The organism is Rhizobium sp. BK379 (genome assembly GCF_014193955.1).
In the GTDB taxonomy this organism is placed as follows: Bacteria; Pseudomonadota; Alphaproteobacteria; order Rhizobiales; family Rhizobiaceae; genus Rhizobium.
On sequence record NZ_JACIAD010000009.1, the window covers coordinates 65,615 to 82,473 of the forward strand.

Genomic DNA, 16,859 nt, shown 5'->3' on the forward strand with positions numbered 1-16,859 from the left:
CCAGCCGCCTTGAATTATTGCTTCGCTTTTTCATCGCCGGGCAGCACGTATTCGGTGCCTTCCCAGGGCGACAGAAAGTCAAAGTTTCGGAACTCCTGCTTCAGTTCCACCGGCTCGTAAACGACGCGCTTTGCCGCATCGTCGTAGCGAACTTCGACGAAACCTGTCGTCGGGAAGTCCTTGCGCAGCGGATGGCCTTCGAAACCGTAATCGGTCAGGATACGGCGCAGGTCCGGATGGCCGGTGAAGAGCACGCCGTACATGTCCCAGGTCTCGCGCTCGAACCAGTCGGCGCCCGGATAGACGGCGCAGGCGGACGGAACCGGCGTATCTTCGTCTGTTGCCACCTTCACGCGGATGCGCAGGTTCTTCTTCGGCGACAGAATATGATAGACGACATCGAAGCGCAGTTCGCGCTGCGGCCAGTCCACACCGCAGATGTCCGTCAGGTTGACGAAGCCGCACTTGGCATCGTCGCGCAGGAAGGTCAGCAGCGGAATCAGATTGTCGCCGGTCGTCGTCAGCGTCAGCTCACCATACTTGAGCTGCGAGGCGGCAATCAGGTTGCCGCGCGCTTCCGAAAGGTACGACGAAAGCTCAGTGAGGGCTTCGCTCATAATGTCCTGTCCTTGCCCTTAGCGTTCGATCGTGCCGGTGCGGCGGATCTTCTTCTGCAGCAGAAGCACGCCGTAAAGCAGCGCTTCGGCTGTGGGGGGACAGCCCGGCACATAGATGTCGATCGGCACGACGCGGTCGCAACCACGAACAACCGAATAGGAATAGTGATAGTAGCCGCCGCCGTTGGCGCAGGAGCCCATCGAGATGACGTAGCGCGGCTCAGGCATCTGGTCATAGACCTTGCGAAGCGCAGGCGCCATCTTGTTGGTCAGCGTGCCGGCAACGATCATGACGTCCGACTGGCGCGGCGAAGCACGCGGTGCAAAGCCGAAGCGCTCGACGTCGTAACGCGGCATGGAGAGCTGCATCATCTCGACGGCGCAGCAGGCGAGACCGAAGGTCATCCACATCAGCGAGCCGGTACGAGCCCAGTTGATCAGCTCGTCGGTCGACGTGACGAGGAAACCCTTGTCGGCGAGCTCATTGTTGATCTCGCCAAAAAACGCGTCGTTGCTGCCGATCGGCTTGCCGGTCGAGGGATCGATGATCCCCTTCGGCTGCGGCGCTACGAGCGTCTGATTGCCAGCGGGGGCTACTCCCATTCCAGGGCTCCCTTCTTCCATTCATAGATAAAGCCAATGGTCAGCACGAAGAGGAAGACCATCATGGACCAGAAGCCGAACCAGCCGATGGCACCGAAGGAAACGGCCCACGGGAAGAGGAAGGCGACTTCAAGATCGAAGATGATGAAGAGAATCGACACGAGGTAGAAGCGGATGTCGAACTTCATGCGAGCGTCATCGAATGCGTTGAAGCCGCATTCGTAGGCCGAAAGCTTTTCCGAATCGGGCGCCTTGAATGCAACGGCAAACGGCGCAATGAGCAGCGCCAGGCCGATAACGAGCGCGATACCGATGAAAATAGCGATCGGAATATAGGAACTGAGCAGTTCAGTCATCATGTTCATCCCTGCTTGCGGGCGGCGCCGGGCGGCGCAACTGGGCAAATGCCCGGCAAGCGAACGTGCGTTGCAACAAGCCGTGGTTAGCGCAGCCGGAGCCCCGGCGCAAGACTTTTACAGAAGCTATTCGAACAGCGTGAGACGGACATTATCAAGCAGATGCAACGATGTCGCGACAAATCCGCAAATGTCGCGGAAGGCCGCATGGCTGACCCTCGGAAACTGCATGGCTTTTTGAAGATAAATGGCGCGAGTGACGGGGCTCGAACCCGCGACCTCCGGCGTGACAGGCCGGCACTCTAACCGACTGAGCTACACCCGCGCATTGGACCTTTCGGACCGTGAGGATATCACGAACCGGACAGATAGCGTCAATTTGACGCCTGCTTGAAATGGCGCGAGTGACGGGGCTCGAACCCGCGACCTCCGGCGTGACAGGCCGGCACTCTAACCGACTGAGCTACACCCGCATTCTTTCAAGCAATCCGGTGCCTGAGCACCCTCTCCGAACGGGCTGGCCGTTGGGATGAGCGGCTAACTAAGGGGTTCGCCTTTTAGTGTCAAGCAGGTTTGGAGACAAAACCATGACAGTGCTGAAATTGTTTCGGAACCGCTTCGCCAATCTCCCGCAGAACCGGCAAATTCGCGTTCGTGACGCGGGCGCTCCCTGCCCCGCCTGCAGGCCATTGCATCGCCTTCGCGACCACTTACGCCTGTCGAGGAACTTTTCCACAGGCTGAGAAGCCTAGGCGTGTCGTGAGCTGTTGCCGGTCACAGGCGACGGCACCCGCCCAGTCTCCGAATCATGCTGCACGGCCACCACTACCCTCAGGCCTTGCCAGCATACTGCTCGTCACTGACCTGCTCCAGCCAGTCTGCCACGCTGCCGTTCAACGCTTCCTGGATGGCAATATGGCTCATGCCAGTCTCCGCACTGGCCCCATGCCAGTGCTTCTCGCCCGGCGCGAACCAGACCACATCGCCGGCACGGATTTCCCTGATGTCTCCACCCCAGGTCTGCGCAAGCCCCCTGCCTGACGTAACGATCAGCGTCTGCCCTAAGGGATGCGTGTGCCAGGTCGTGCGCGCGCCGGGTTCGAAGGTCACGTGCGTTGCCTGCACGCGGGCGGGATCCGGCGCATCGACAAGCGGATCCAGCCGTACGGAACCGGTAAAATAGTCGGCCCGGCCTTTGGTGGAGGGGCGTGCGCCCGCGGTCTTGATATCCATGTTCTTTCCGTTCTTCCGTCGTGCGCAGTTGAAGCCGTCGTGGGCAAGGGTATTTCATCGCAGCAGGCGATCCAAGCGGTATCGGCGATTGCCGCTCTATCCGGCAGCTGCTACTGCGAGGGCCTTTCATCACGAACGGAGGATTTTTCATGAAACATCATGCTTTCGGCCGCCTGCCCTTCACCGTTACCGATGTCGGCTTCGGCGCCTGGCAGATCGGCGGTTCCTGGGGCGATGTCAGCGAAGCGGACGGCCGCGCTGCGCTGAATACCGCACTCGATGCCGGCATGACATTCATCGATACCGCTGACGTCTACGGTGATGGCCGCTCCGAGAAGATCATCGCCGACGTGCTGAAGGCGCGTGGCGGCGAGCGCCCGATGGTTGCGACCAAGGCCGGCCGCCGTCTCAACCCGCATGTCGCTGAGGGCTACACCAAGGCCAATCTCGAAGGCTTCATCGACCGCAGCCTGAAGAATCTGCAGGTGGACAGCCTCGACCTCGTGCAGCTCCACTGCCCTCCGACGGAAGTGCTCTATCGCCCCGAGGTTTTCGCGGCCCTCGACGACCTGCAGAAGGCAGGCAAGATCAAGGGCTATGGCGTCAGCGTCGAAAAGGTCGAGGAAGCTTTGAAGGCGATCGAATATCCTGGCGTCGTCAGCATCCAGATCATCTACAATATCTTCCGCCAGCGTCCCGACCACCTGTTCTTCGGTGAGGCCCGCCGCAAGAACGTGGCAATCATCGCCCGTGTGCCGCTCGCAAGCGGCCTCCTCTCCGGCAAGATCACCCGCGACACCAAGTTCGCCAGCGACGATCACCGCAACTTCAACCGCAACGGCGAGGCCTTCGATGTCGGCGAAACCTTTGCGGGCGTGCCCTTCGAGGTCGGCCTGCAGGCGGTCGAAGAAGTGCGCAAGCTCGTTCCAGCAGGCGCCGGCATGGCAGCCTTTGCGCTGCGCTGGATCCTGATGACAGAGGCTGTCACCGTCGTCATTCCCGGCGCGCGCAATGCCGAGCAGGCCAGGGCGAACGCTGCCGCCGCCGATCTGGCGCCGTTGTCGGCTGATGTCATGGCCGCGACCCGGGAGATTTACGGGCGGCTGATCGCTCCGCATGTGCATCAGCGCTGGTAGGCCCTGCAGACCATCAATCCCGGCCAGCAACTTGCAGGCCGGGATTGAGACATGTTCCCAGCAGGACCGCATCAGACCGTCACGACGATCTTGCCGAACTGCTCATTCGTTTCCAGGAACCGATGCGCTTCGACGATCTGCTCGAAGGGGAACGTCTTTGCTATGAGAGGCTTCAGCGCGCCGGACGCGAGCCCATCGAAAATAAAGGTCTTTGCGGCCTGAAGCCGTATCGGATCGCGAATGATCTCATGGACGAGATAGCCGCGCAGCAGCAGGCATTTGCCGAGCACGGCAGGCAAAGGAAACGGTGTTGGCTGCGGGCTTAGTCCACCATATTCGATAAGAATGCCGCCCGAGGACATCGCCGCCGTCAACGGCTCGAAGATAGGTCCGGCCACGGCGTCGAGGACGACCCGAACACCTCCTTCTCCGGCGATCTCCCTTAGCCGCGCTTGCAATTCCTCCTCCTGCGAGGCGATCACATGCGCGGCACCGGCCTCCTCCAATGCCCGACGCTTTGAAGCGGTTCTCGTAATCGCAATCGGCGTGGCGCCGACCACGTTGGCGATCTGGATTGCGGCAAGACCTACGCTGCTCGATGCCGCGGTAATAGCGACGAACTCCCCCCTTGATAGCCGGGCGATATCGATGAGGGCACCGTAAGCAGTCAGATACGGCATCCAGAGAGCGGCAGCCTCTTCGCAGGAAAGTGTCGGCGGGTGCCTGACGACAGATGCGGCGGGAAATGTGACCAGTTCACCGTAAGCCGGCGAGCGCACCATCGAGATCGGCGGGATGATGCTGACAGCGTCGCCGGGCACTAAGCCGTCCACGCCCTCCCCTACCGCCTCGATGATGCCTGCCGCCTCGAGGCCAAGCCCCGACGGCAGCGGCGCGGTTTCGATATAGGTACCGGATCTCAGCAGGGCCTCAGCCCGGTTGATCCCAAGAGCCTTGACGCGGATCTGAACCTGCCCCGGTCCAGGGGCTGGAATATCCATATCCTCAATGCGGAGAACATCAGGACCACCAAATTCATGAAAGCGGATTATGCGTGCCATTTCCCATCAACTCCAAAACAATCGGACTGAATGATCTATGCCAATTGGATTGGGGAAGATAAATTGGGCTCTGGGAAAGACAGAAGAAACTACGAGTTTGCAATATGGATCGCCTTACCAGCATGACCGTCTTCGTAAAGGCCGTTGATCTGGGCTCGTTTGCGGCAGCGGCAGCAGCACTCGGCCTCTCCGGTCCGATGGTCGGCAAGCATATCCGCTTTCTTGAGGAGCGATTGGGAGTCAGCCTTATCACCCGGACAACGCGCCGCCAGAGCCTTACGGATTTTGGACGCGCCTATTACGAGCGCTGCCGGGTGATCCTTGCCGAGACCGAAGCCGCGGATGCGCTCGCGTTCGACCATCTTTCCGAACCGTGCGGAAAGCTGCGCGTCACCATGCCCGCGCATTTCGGCCGGCATTGCGTGCTTCCGGTTCTGCTCGAGCTTGCAAGGCGGTATCCGAGCCTCGAACTCGATCTATCGCTCAGCGACCCCATTACCGATCTCGCCGATGACGGCTACGATCTCGCGATCCGTACCGGGGAACTCGCTGACAGGTCAGGGATTATCGCGCGGCGGGTCGCGCGCCAGCGCATGGTGGTCTGCGCCTCGGCGAGCTATCTCGATGCTCATGGCAGACCGGAGACGGTCGAAGATATCGGCAAGCACGATGCAATCATCTACGCGCGCTCCGCGCGCTTCAGCCCATGGCTCTTCCCGGATGGAGACCAGGCTCCAATAGAAGTTCGGCCGAGCGGCCGATTGCGGCTCGATGACCTCGATGCAATTGCAGATGCGGCGACAGCCGGCATAGGGCTTGCCTGGCTACCCTATTGGCTCATCCGCGAGCGCGTGCAGGCCGGGACGCTCGAAGTGCTGCTGCCAGATCAGCCGGAATTTCTCTATGACTGCCATGCGCTGTGGCTGCAGACGCCGCACCTGCCGCTCAGGATCCGTCTTGCGGTCGACGCATTGGCCGCCGCACTGCCCAAATTCATGGCCTAACCCGGTCACGCCGTCAGCGTTGTCGGGCCAAGGAAAAAGGCCGGGCAAAGCCCGGCCTCTCCATTTCGCGGAATGTGAACTCAGTTCGTTGCGGACAGGTTGACCGGGAAGAACAGGGTTTCGCCCGAAGAATCGCTGACACCGTCATTGTCGGTCACCGCATAGGCCTTGCCCGACGCGTCGAAGGCGAAACCTTCCAGCTTGTCGAGAACGTAGCCGTTGGTGGCCGACTTCAGGTCGCCGATGAAGTCATGGGCTTCCGTCTTCTTGACGACAGGCAGTTCGCCGCCGAGCTTGCCCGGCTTCAGGTCGGAGATTGCGACCTTGTAGAGCTTCTTCAGCTTGGCCGCGTCACCGACGAGATTGTCACGCTCGATGATGTAGACGCTGTCTCCCTGAGCCGTGATTTCGGAAAGACCGACCCAGCCACTCTCGCTCTTGTCCAGCGGGTAGCGTACGCCGCCCCATTCCTTCTTCTTCGGGTTATAGGAAACGAGCTTCACAAAACCCTTCTCGTCATCGTTCCATTCGCGCTGAACGGCCATCCACAGCGTTGCGTCATCGCCGGTGCCGATGATCGTGATACCTTCGAAGCCATAGCGGATTTCGTTGGCGAGCAGTTCCTTCGGAAGGGCGATCTCGGCTTTGATGTCGCCCTTGGCGGTGACGTTATAGAGCGCGTGCGGCACCAGGCGCTCGGTATAACCTTCCGAAGCGAGCCAGAAAGAACCATCGGCAGCAACGGCGATGCCTTCGATGTCGAGTTTCTGGGCCGGAGCGCCGTCACGCTTGACGATGAGGGCATCGGTGATAACGGCCGGCTTCTTGGTGGCGTCGATCGTGTAAATCGTCGGCTGCGAACCGAGGACGCTGTCGCTGACGGCGTAGAGCATGCCCGGCTTGCCCGGAACGGCGGCGAGGCCCGAAAGCGCGGCAAAACCGATCGGATTGCCGTCCTTCTCTGCGGAGACGATATGCGGATAGGCCTTCTCGCCTTCGCCGCGCTCGTAGATCATGACGTGCGAACGCGCACCGCCGTCCTTGCCGAGGTCAAGCTCGTTGGCAGTAGCGAACAGGTTACGCTGGGGAATGGCGATTGCGCCTTCCGGAGAAATGCCCGACGGCAGGATCTGCAGCAGTTCCGGATCGGCACCCGTGTCCTTGTAGACACCGACGACGGAAGCGCGTTCGGCAAGAAGGAAGAACAGGTTGTCATCACCGAACTTGGCCGCTTCAAGACCTTCCGGCTCGACGCCCTTCGACGAAGAGCGGCTTTCCGGATAGTGGCCGAGAGCGGCAACGGCGCGTTCGAAAGAGGCGCCGGATTCGAAGAGAACCTTGCCGGTCTTGTCGAAGATGGTGAAGCCGCGCGAGCCGCCTTCGTAGTCGCCTTCGTTGGCAACGACGATACGGTTGTCGTCCAGCCACTTGACCGCGTCGGGCTCACGCGGGACGCCCTTCTTCTCGCCGGTGAATTTCAGGGCGCCGTCGCGCTTGGTGTCGATGCCGGTGAGGTCGACGCTGCCGGCGGTGAAATGCGTCTTCACCGTGCCGGTCGTACCGTCAAGGATAATGATCTCGTTATTTTCCTGCAGCGTCAGTGCGATCTCGTTCTGGCTGTTGAAGGCAACGAATTCAGGTTCCGGATCTTCAGGGGCGACACCAGCGAGGCCGGTGAGCGCAACGTGCTTGATCGTGCCGCAATCGACGGTGCCGTCGGTCTTGACCTGGAAGACGACGAGGTCGCCTGCCGGCATCTGCGGGATCTTGCCGTCGTTGACCTCTTCATCGCGTTCGTTTTCGATCGCGATTGTCCCGAGCGTCCTGTCCTTGTTGAGGGCGATCGAATCGGGCTGGCCGCCGAGGTCACAGGTCGCGTCGATCTTCTTCGAAGCGATATCGACAATTGCCAGACGGCCCGACGGCTTCTGCTTGCTTTCGCCGGTGTTGACGGCGACGAGCGCCTTGCCGGCTGCCGTCGTAACCGAGGTCGGCTCACCGTCCATCATCAGCGCGCCACCGGCCTTGGGTGCCTTGGCATCGATGATGTCGATGAAGCCGATCGCGCCGAGCGGGCTGTCGCTGTAGATCAGCGTGTTGCCATCCTGCGAAGCGGTGATGATTTCGGCCGAGGTGGCCGAAAGCTTGTCCTTGTCGGCCGGCAGATTTGTTGCGACCGGGAAAGAGGCGATGCGGTTGAAAACCGGTTCCGCTGCTGCCGGGACCGCAACGGATGCAAGAAGCACGGCAGCGAGCGCTGCCTTGCGCGAAGACGATGTCATTAAAAAATCCCCCAATGCCGAAAAATCGAACAGAGGGTTTTTGCGGGACTGCCATGACAGAGACATGACAGGCTGCGACATTTTGTACAGTTTGCGTCAGGCTGCCTGCCGCTCGCGACGCATCTCGCTACGCATGATGAAGAGCGAGGCGGCGAGAATGAGCGCGGCGCCCAGCCACAGATAACCAGCCGGCGCATAGCCGAAGAAAAGCCAGCCGGCGAGTACGTTCAGCGGCAGTTTCAGGTCATCGAAGGGCTGCACATAGGCGGCATCTGCGCTGGCGTAGGCGAGCGTCAGCAGATATTGCGCCACGACTGTCAGAAGGCCGGCCAGGAGGAAGAGCGCAAGCGTTGCGCCTGTCGGCACGGCGAGGCCCGACGCAAGTGCCAGGCTGCCATTGATCGGCGTGAGCAGCACCAGCAGCCAGACGGTAATCGTCTCCGGTTTCTCGATGCCCGTCAGGCTCTTTGTGATGAGCGACGAAGCACCCCAGAGAAGCGCCGAGAGGACAGGCAGGAGGGCGGCCCAGGTGAAGCTGTCCGACCATGGCTGGAGGATGATCATCGCGCCGACAAAGCCGACACCCGTTGCCATCCAGCGAGCAGGCCCGACGCGCTCACCGAGGAACAGGCGCGCGCCGAGAATGATGAAGAAGGGCGAGGTCATTACAAGCGCGATCGCCTGCCAGATCGGCACCGAGGCGAGACCGGAGACCCAGGCTTCGACGCCAAGCGCGGCAAAGGCAACGCGCACGACATGCCGCCAGGGATAGCTGGTGCGCATCGCCGATAGGCCGGCCTTGCGCAGGAAGGGCAAGGAGAAGAGAAAGGCGAAGCCATATTGCCAGAAGGCTGCAGAAGCCGCCGGGAAGGCAAGCGTCATGGTCAGCCATTGGGTGACGACATTGAGAAGCGAGAAGGCAACGCCTCCGGCTACCATGAAGGCAGCGCCGGCGAAGGCGCGGGAATGCCCGACGGCAAGGGAATTCTGATTCATGTCTTCCATCCAGTACAGGGACCAAACATAAATCAGGACGCATGAGGCGACGGCACGCAGACGCGACAGTCTCCTGCCCGCACGGCCACGCTCATTCTCTTTCATCCGGACTTTAACCGTCGGCTCCGGAATCGCACCGGATCTGCTGACCCTTCCTTGACCGAAGCTTCGAAAGGCGCTCGCGGGCTCGGGCCGAAACCCCTACCGCCGGTGGGGACTTTCACCCCGCCCTGAGAACACAGGTGTCGTAAGACAAAGCGCGGCGTGCGGCAAGCGCCGAAAACAAAAAGGGGTCCGGCAATACCGAACCCCTCAAAATCCTGCGCGGCCGTTCTCGTTTACGGCCGGCGGACTATCTCGTATCAGCCGTTGACGGCGTCCTTCAGGCCCTTGCCGGGCGTGAACTTCGGCACGTTGCGTGCCGGGATGTCGACTTCGGCGCCGGTCGAAGGGTTACGGCCCTTCGTGGCAGCGCGATGGGAAACGGTGAAGCTGCCGAAGCCAGCGAGGCGAACGTCGCCCTTGCTCTTCAGTTCAGCCTGTACAACGTCGAAAACTGCGTCGACGGCAGATGCTGCATCAGACTTCGTCAGTCCAGCCTTTTCGGCTACTGCGGACACGAGTTCATTCTTGTTCATGTTTCCACCCCTTTCTAAATGGTTTGAAACAACTCAATCTGTAAGCTAGGCGCAGAAATCGCTTTCATCAGGCCCGCCGAGAACCCAAAAACCCTGCAAATCAAGGAAAAGCAAGCGTCTACATGACGTTTTCACAAAAAAGGCCGGCGTTTCCGCCGGCCTTTTTCACGATTTGCAACAATTGGGCTTAAATGTGGCCGCCAAAGCTCAATGAGCGATGGCTGCACCTGCATCATCGAGCCCTTCGACAGTCGCGATGACGGGCGTTTCAACCGTGCCATCCCATTCGATCGGCTCGGGACGACGGACCAGCGCGTGCTTGATCACCTCGCCCATACGGGAGACCGGAATGATCTCCATGCTGTTCTTCACGTTGTCAGGAATTTCGGCCAAGTCCTTGGCGTTCTCTTCCGGAATCAGCACTTTCTTGATGCCGCCGCGCAGAGCCGCAAGCAGCTTTTCCTTCAGGCCACCGATCGGCAGGACGCGGCCGCGCAGGGTGATCTCACCCGTCATTGCCACATCCTTGTTGACCGGAATGCCCGTCATGATCGAGACGATCGCGGTTGCCATCGCGACACCGGCAGACGGACCATCCTTCGGCGTTGCACCTTCCGGCACGTGCACGTGGATGTCGCTCTTGTCGAAGCGCGGTGGTTCGATGCCGAAATCGACGGCGCGCGAGCGGACGTAGGACGCCGCTGCCGAAATCGATTCCTTCATGACTTCCTTCAGGTTGCCGGTGACGGTCATGCGGCCCTTACCGGGCATCATGACGCCTTCGATCGTCAGCAACTCACCGCCGACTTCCGTCCAGGCAAGACCCGTGACAACACCGACCTGATCTTCGCGTTCAGCTTCGCCGTGGCGGAAGCGCGGAACGCCGAGATAATCGTCGATATTCGCTGCCGTGACGTGAACCGACTTCGTCTTGCCCTTGATGATCTCGGTGACCGCCTTGCGGGCGAGTTTCATCAATTCGCGTTCGAAGTTACGCACGCCGGCTTCGCGGGTGTACTGCTGGCTGATCGCCATCAGGGCATCGTCGCTGACCGAGAATTCGTTCGGCTGCAGCGCATGTTCCTTGATGGCCTTCGGCAGCAGGTGCCGCTTGGCGATCTCGCGCTTTTCGTCTTCGGTATAGCCGGCGATACGGATGATCTCCATGCGGTCCATCAGCGGAGCCGGGATGTTCAGCGTATTTGCCGTCGTGATGAACATCACGTCCGACAGGTCGTATTCGACTTCCAGGTAGTGATCCATGAAGGTCGAGTTCTGCGCCGGGTCGAGCACTTCCAGCAGAGCCGAAGACGGATCACCGCGATAGTCCTGGCCGAGCTTGTCGATTTCGTCGAGCAGGAACAGCGGGTTGGACTTCTTCGCCTTCTTCATCGACTGGATGACCTTGCCGGGCATCGAGCCGATATAGGTGCGGCGGTGACCGCGGATTTCAGCTTCGTCACGAACGCCGCCAAGAGCCATACGGACATATTCACGGCCGGTTGCCTTGGCGATCGACTGGGCGAGCGAGGTCTTGCCGACGCCCGGAGGGCCGACGAGGCACAGGATCGGACCCTTGATCTTGGTGGCGCGGGCCTGAACAGCCAGATACTCGACGATGCGCTCCTTGACCTTCTCAAGACCGAAATGATCGGCTTCGAGGATCTTCTCGGCATTGTTGAGATCGGCCTTGATCTTAGACTTCTTGCCCCAGGGGATCCCGAGCAGCCAGTCCAGATAATTGCGCACGACGGTGGCTTCAGCCGACATCGGGCTCATCTGGCGCAGCTTCTTCAGTTCCGCATCGGCCTTTTCACGGGCTTCCTTGGACAGCTTCGTCTTGGCAATGCGCTCTTCCAGTTCGCTCATCTCGTCGCGGCCTTCCTCGCCGTCGCCGAGTTCCTTCTGGATCGCCTTCATCTGCTCATTCAGGTAGTATTCGCGCTGGGTCTTCTCCATCTGGCGCTTGACGCGCGAACGGATGCGCTTTTCGACCTGCAGGACCGAGATCTCGCCTTCCATGAAGCCGAGCGCCTTTTCGAGGCGGGCCTTGACGCTGGTGGTCTCCAGCATCTCCTGCTTCTCGGTGATCTTGATCGAGAGGTGCGAGGCGACCGTATCGGCGAGCTTTGAATAGTCGTCGATCTGGCTTGCCGCACCGACAACCTCAGGCGAAATCTTCTTGTTGAGCTTTACGTAGCTCTCGAATTCCGACACGACCGAACGCGACAGAGCTTCCAGCTCGACGGGATCGTCATGCGGCTCTTCGAGCACATGGCCGAGCGCTTCGTAGAAATCTTCGCGGCTCGTATAGGTATCGATCTCGGCGCGTGCGCGGCCTTCGACCAGAACCTTCACGGTGCCGTCGGGAAGCTTCAGGAGCTGCAGCACGTTGGCAACCGTACCGACGCGGTGGATCGCAGACGGATCCGGATCGTCATCGCTGGCGTTGATCTGGGTGACCAGCATGATCTGCTTGTCGGAACCCATGACCTCTTCGAGCGCGCGGATCGACTTTTCCCGCCCGACGAACAGCGGCACGATCATATGGGGGAAAACCACGATGTCGCGCAGGGGGAGAACAGGATAAGCGGTGCTGCTCGCTACAGACGTTTTCTTCGTCATTTTTATTCCTTTCCATCGTCCCGTTACCGGGCTCTTTGGCGCGGCCGCTTGGGACCGGCCGGCACTCTCACTTGCTGTTACAAGTGGAGGTTCTGACTACGCTTTTCAAGCCACGTTAACGCCCGCGTTCCACGGTTGTGACAGCTTTATTACATGGAACGCCAACACAATGAAGCGCCTATCTGGAGCGACGCTGACCATTTCCGAACGGCCTAAAATAACAACACCAGCAACACGCTACGGAATCACAGCATCATTGCCAAGGGTCATCCTTTGCGCAATATCGGCCAAGGCTGTTTTCAACCTTGCCCGCAACTATTATCAGCGCCTGGCATAGGTTTTCAAATAGAAAGGGGCCTGCACAAGGCAAGCCCCTTAAAATAGCGGTTTTTAACCCAAGCTTCAGGCCGAGACGTTTGCCTTCTCGTCCTGGCGGTCGGCGTAGATATACAGCGGACGGGCCGAGCCGCGGGCGACCTCTTCCGAGATGACGACCTCGCGCACGCCTTCCAGCGCCGGCAGTTCGAACATCGTATCGAGCAGGATCTTTTCCATGATCGAACGCAGGCCGCGAGCGCCGGTCTTGCGGATGATCGCCTTGCGGGCGATTTCACGCAATGCGTCCTCGTGGAAGGTGAGTTCGACATCTTCCATCTCGAACAGGCGCTGGTACTGCTTGATCAGCGCGTTCTTCGGCTCGGACAGGATCTGGATCAGCGCGTCCTCATCGAGGTCCTCAAGCGTTGCCAGAACCGGCAGACGGCCGATGAATTCCGGGATGAGGCCGAACTTGACCAGATCTTCCGGCTCCAGTTCGCGCAGCACTTCGCCGACGCGACGGTCGTCCGGTGCCTTGACAGTTGCACCAAAGCCGATCGAAGTCTTCTCGCCACGGGCAGAGATGATCTTGTCGAGACCGGCGAAAGCGCCGCCGCAGATGAACAGGATGTTCGTCGTGTCGACCTGCAGGAATTCCTGCTGAGGATGCTTACGGCCGCCCTGCGGCGGTACCGAGGCAACCGTGCCTTCCATGATCTTCAGAAGCGCCTGCTGCACACCCTCGCCCGATACGTCACGGGTGATCGAGGGGTTGTCGGACTTGCGGGAGATCTTGTCGACTTCGTCGATGTAGACGATACCGCGCTGGGCGCGCTCGACGTTATAGTCCGCAGCCTGCAGAAGCTTCAGGATGATGTTTTCGACGTCTTCGCCGACATAGCCGGCTTCCGTCAGCGTGGTCGCGTCGGCCATCGTGAAGGGAACGTCGATGATGCGGGCGAGCGTCTGGGCAAGATAGGTCTTGCCGCAGCCGGTCGGGCCGACCAGCATGATGTTCGACTTCGCCAGCTCGACATCGCCATTCTTCGAGGCGTGTGCGAGACGTTTGTAGTGGTTGTGAACGGCGACCGACAGGATCTTCTTCGCCTGACGCTGGCCGATGACATATTCGTCGAGGACCTTGATGATGTCCTGGGGCGTGGGAACGCCGTCACGGGACTTGACCATCGAGGACTTGTTCTCCTCGCGGATGATGTCCATGCACAATTCGACGCATTCATCGCAGATAAACACGGTCGGTCCGGCAATAAGCTTCCGGACTTCATGCTGGCTCTTTCCGCAGAAAGAACAATAGAGGGTGTTCTTACTGTCGCCGCCGTTGCTGCCGCTGACCTTGCTCATATCACTTTCCTTCCAGCACGCCGCATTTCGAACGCGAAATCGCGGTCCACTCAATCAGCTCCCTGACGGCGCTCCCTACCCGGAGTTTCTGCCGACAAGGGCTTCAGGGGGTACGAACCGGGCCCAATCAATCATGTCCGGGTACCGGCGGCAACGAATTCCCCTTCGAATGCCGAATGCTATGTCACAAAAATTCAACATAGCATTAATAGTTACTATTAGCGTCTCCGCCGCCAGATGAAACCCCTTGTTCAATCACAAATGGGATAGAACTGTGGCGGCGAAAATACCATCCCTATTAATTACTAGGCCTGATCGCCTTCCATTTCGATGCGCGAGGTCAGAACCTTGTCGATGACGCCCCAGGTCTGGGCCTCGTCAGCATCCATGAAATGGTCGCGATCGAGGGTCTTCTCGACCTCCTCATACGTCCGGCCCGTGTGCTTCACATAGACCTCGTTGAGGCGGCGCTTCATCTTGATGATGTCGCGGGCATGACGCTCGATATCCGATGCCTGACCCTGGAAACCACCCGAGGGCTGGTGAACCATGATGCGGGAATTCGGCGTCGCGAAACGCATGTCCTTGTGACCGGCAGCCAGAAGCAGCGAGCCCATGGAAGCGGCCTGGCCGACGCAGAGCGTCGATACGGCCGGCTTGATGAACTGCATCGTGTCATAGATCGCCATACCGGCAGTGACGACACCACCCGGCGAATTGATGTAGAGCGCGATTTCCTTCTTCGGATTTTCGGCCTCGAGGAAGAGAAGCTGGGCGCAGACGAGTGTCGCCATATGATCCTCGACAGGACCCGTCAGGAAGATGATGCGTTCCTTGAGCAGGCGGGAATAGATGTCGTAGGAGCGTTCACCGCGATTGGTCTGTTCCACAACCATCGGCACGAGTGCCATAGCGGTATCGACTGGGTTTCTCATGTGCGTCCTTTTAACGTCTTTCCGGCGAAGGCCGGGAATCAAAGAAAAATGCCTTATCCCTACATAGAGTGTCCCCGCCCCCCTCTTCAAGACACGCATAAGGATAACGTTAAGAAGGGCGCGCGAGATATGGCTTTGACATTTCCCTATCCGGTTTCTCCCAAACGCCTGTTAACGGCGAGGCCAGCCCTTTCGCTCTCACAGCTTTTCTCTATGACAGGATGAAGGAAGGCTTACCGCGCTCGAGGAAAGTCGCCGCCATTTACCGGGCGGAAAGCTTACCGGCAGATATCGGCCAGATTGCCGACTCTAGCCTCCCGTCATTAATCAAACAGCGAGCTTCTTCGGCAAGGATGCGGCCACTATTCAAGGGGTTGCTGCCGTGTTCAATGTCACTACAGGTCTGTCCATCTGGTGTTCCGAAGCCCTTACGCTGGCTCTGGTTCTGTTCGTGGCCTGGCGCCACAACCGGAAAAGCGCCGCCTACCTTTTTTGGGGGCTCGGCTTCCTGTTCAGCGGCATCGGTTTTGCACTCGTTGCAGCCCGCGGCGAAATCCCCAACCTGCTTTCCATCGAAATCGGCAATGCCATCGCCTTGCTCGGACAGAGCGCCTGGGTTGCCGGCTTCCTGGCCCTCGACCGCAAGAAAATGGAATGGTGGGCGCTGCTGCCGCCGGCAATCTGGCTCGCGGGCGTCTTCCTGCCCTGGATCAACGAAGATTATTCCAACCGGGTCATTCTTTACAATCTCGCTTCGGCGACCGGCGCCACTGCGCTCGGCATGGCGGTTGCCGCCGGTGATATCCGCCGTGAACGCACGCGCGTCTTCCTGATGGCCGTCTTCGTGCTGCAAGCCTTCCTCTGCTTCGGCGTGGCCATCGCAATGGCGCTGATCCTGCCTTCGGATGCTCAGGCAACGAATTTCAGCGGTGCGGCCGCCATGGCGAGCGCCTTCCTGCTCACCATCGCCTTTGCGCTTACCTGCCGCCTCATCATGGAACGGTCGGAACGCCATTTGCGCGTGCTGACGCTGACGGACGCGCTGACCGGCGTGCTGAACCGCCGCGGCCTGCTCGGCTATTTCGACAAGATCCAGGAAAAGGCACATGACGAGCAGCATCAGGTCGGTGTCATCCTTTTCGACCTCGACCATTTCAAGCGCGTCAACGACCGCTTCGGCCATCAATCCGGCGATGCCGTCCTGACCGCCTTTGCCCGCCTTGCCCGCCAGTATATCCCGAACAATATCTTCGGCCGCATGGGCGGCGAAGAATTCGCAGCCTTCGTAACCGTGCGCGACCAAACCGAGGCCGAAGCGCTGGCGGAATCGATCCGCGCCGAATTCTGCCGCTTACCCGTCAGCACGGGCGAGGCACTGATCCCGGCCACCGTCAGCGTCGGCATCGCACTTTCCTCGGCGATCGAGGCCAATATCGACCGGCTGGTCTCGGCTGCCGACCGAGCGCTCTATGCTGCAAAGGCCGCCGGCCGCAACTGCACGGTCGTCTTTGGCGAGGAAGAAACGGCAGCGCCCGCGCCAGGCGAGCCCAACTCCCATGCCGGCGAACTCGTGCCGACCGTCGACGATCAGGTGGAAGCGCTGCGCCGCATGGGCGTTCTCTCCCGCGCAGGCTAGAGCATTTGTTTTTACGCAATTCCGGGCGCAAAACCACTGCACTACATTACTGGAATA

At 60.0% G+C, this 16,859-nt stretch carries 15 protein-coding genes, 2 tRNA genes and 1 riboswitch; of the genes, 4 read left to right on the top strand and 13 right to left on the bottom strand.

Annotated features, from left to right (window positions below; genetic code table 11):
* Window positions 1-14: 14 nt before the first annotated feature.
* From FHT93_RS30370 to FHT93_RS30395, 6 genes are all read right to left on the bottom strand, one after another.
* The gene (locus tag FHT93_RS30370) at window positions 15-617 is read right to left on the bottom strand and encodes an NADH-quinone oxidoreductase subunit C (RefSeq protein ID WP_112544558.1); all 603 of its coding nucleotides are present in this window, start codon (window positions 615-617) and stop codon (window positions 15-17) included.
* An 18-nt stretch (window positions 618-635) separates the two neighbouring features.
* A complete protein-coding gene (locus FHT93_RS30375; RefSeq protein WP_112544560.1) occupies window positions 636-1,220 on the bottom strand; it encodes an NADH-quinone oxidoreductase subunit B in 585 nt (194 codons plus the stop codon).
* Entirely contained in the window at window positions 1,211-1,576 is a 366-nt protein-coding gene (locus FHT93_RS30380; protein WP_097611397.1) for an NADH-quinone oxidoreductase subunit A, read from the bottom strand. Before FHT93_RS30380 ends, FHT93_RS30375 begins: the two co-directional genes overlap by 10 nt.
* A gap of 248 nt (window positions 1,577-1,824) precedes the next feature.
* Window positions 1,825-1,901 (bottom strand) — tRNA-Asp (locus FHT93_RS30385).
* Between the two features lie 71 nt (window positions 1,902-1,972).
* Window positions 1,973-2,049, bottom strand: a tRNA-Asp gene (locus FHT93_RS30390).
* Window positions 2,050-2,407: 358 nt separating this feature from the next.
* Entirely contained in the window at window positions 2,408-2,809 is a 402-nt protein-coding gene (locus tag FHT93_RS30395) for a cupin domain-containing protein (RefSeq protein WP_113014047.1), read from the bottom strand.
* 149 nt (window positions 2,810-2,958) lie between these two features.
* Here FHT93_RS30395 and FHT93_RS30400 point away from each other — a divergent pair, with 149 nt between their 5' ends.
* On the top strand, window positions 2,959-3,945 hold the full coding sequence (locus FHT93_RS30400; RefSeq protein ID WP_183850932.1) for an aldo/keto reductase: 987 nt from the start codon (window positions 2,959-2,961) through the stop codon (window positions 3,943-3,945).
* A 71-nt stretch (window positions 3,946-4,016) separates the two neighbouring features.
* On the opposite strand, the gene FHT93_RS30405 is transcribed toward FHT93_RS30400, so the two are convergent.
* On the bottom strand, window positions 4,017-5,006 hold the full coding sequence (locus tag FHT93_RS30405; RefSeq protein WP_113014043.1) for a zinc-dependent alcohol dehydrogenase family protein: 990 nt from the start codon (window positions 5,004-5,006) through the stop codon (window positions 4,017-4,019).
* 104 nt (window positions 5,007-5,110) lie between these two features.
* Between FHT93_RS30405 and FHT93_RS30410 the strand changes: the two genes are divergently transcribed.
* Window positions 5,111-6,010 carry a LysR substrate-binding domain-containing protein gene (locus FHT93_RS30410; RefSeq protein ID WP_113014041.1) on the top strand — a complete coding sequence of 300 codons (900 nt, stop codon included), beginning with the start codon at window positions 5,111-5,113 and terminating at the stop codon, window positions 6,008-6,010.
* 80 nt (window positions 6,011-6,090) lie between these two features.
* On the opposite strand, the gene FHT93_RS30415 is transcribed toward FHT93_RS30410, so the two are convergent.
* The 4 genes from FHT93_RS30415 to lon form a co-directional block, all read right to left on the bottom strand.
* Window positions 6,091-8,292, bottom strand: a complete 2,202-nt coding sequence (locus tag FHT93_RS30415) for an esterase-like activity of phytase family protein (RefSeq protein WP_246781763.1) — start codon at window positions 8,290-8,292, stop codon at window positions 6,091-6,093.
* Window positions 8,293-8,388: 96 nt separating this feature from the next.
* Complete coding sequence (locus FHT93_RS30420) at window positions 8,389-9,297, bottom strand: DMT family transporter (RefSeq protein ID WP_183850935.1); 909 nt, start codon at window positions 9,295-9,297, stop codon at window positions 8,389-8,391.
* 80 nt (window positions 9,298-9,377) lie between these two features.
* Window positions 9,378-9,530: riboswitch (FMN riboswitch) on the bottom strand.
* A 120-nt stretch (window positions 9,531-9,650) separates the two neighbouring features.
* Window positions 9,651-9,926, bottom strand: coding sequence for an HU family DNA-binding protein (locus FHT93_RS30425; RefSeq protein ID WP_018114459.1), 276 nt, complete (start codon window positions 9,924-9,926; stop codon window positions 9,651-9,653).
* Window positions 9,927-10,133: 207 nt separating this feature from the next.
* Window positions 10,134-12,551 (bottom strand): endopeptidase La, encoded by a 2,418-nt coding sequence (gene lon / locus FHT93_RS30430; RefSeq protein ID WP_018114460.1) that lies wholly within the window; start codon window positions 12,549-12,551, stop codon window positions 10,134-10,136.
* On the opposite strand from lon, the gene FHT93_RS30435 reads away from it, so the two are divergent.
* Window positions 12,520-12,888, top strand: coding sequence for a hypothetical protein (locus FHT93_RS30435; RefSeq protein ID WP_162710086.1), 369 nt, complete (start codon window positions 12,520-12,522; stop codon window positions 12,886-12,888). The genes lon and FHT93_RS30435 overlap by 32 nt on opposite strands.
* Before the next feature lie 65 nt (window positions 12,889-12,953).
* Here FHT93_RS30435 and clpX read toward each other — a convergent pair whose 3' ends face one another.
* Both clpX and clpP read right to left on the bottom strand, forming a co-directional pair.
* On the bottom strand, window positions 12,954-14,231 hold the full coding sequence (gene clpX / locus FHT93_RS30440; RefSeq protein WP_018114461.1) for an ATP-dependent Clp protease ATP-binding subunit ClpX: 1,278 nt from the start codon (window positions 14,229-14,231) through the stop codon (window positions 12,954-12,956).
* 305 nt (window positions 14,232-14,536) lie between these two features.
* Window positions 14,537-15,166: an ATP-dependent Clp endopeptidase proteolytic subunit ClpP gene (gene clpP / locus FHT93_RS30445; RefSeq protein ID WP_029616352.1), complete on the bottom strand. Its 630-nt coding sequence runs from the start codon at window positions 15,164-15,166 to the stop codon at window positions 14,537-14,539.
* Window positions 15,167-15,548: 382 nt separating this feature from the next.
* Between clpP and FHT93_RS30450 the strand changes: the two genes are divergently transcribed.
* On the top strand, window positions 15,549-16,802 hold the full coding sequence (locus FHT93_RS30450) for a GGDEF domain-containing protein (RefSeq protein WP_112968068.1): 1,254 nt from the start codon (window positions 15,549-15,551) through the stop codon (window positions 16,800-16,802).
* The last annotated feature ends 57 nt before the right edge of the window (window positions 16,803-16,859 follow it).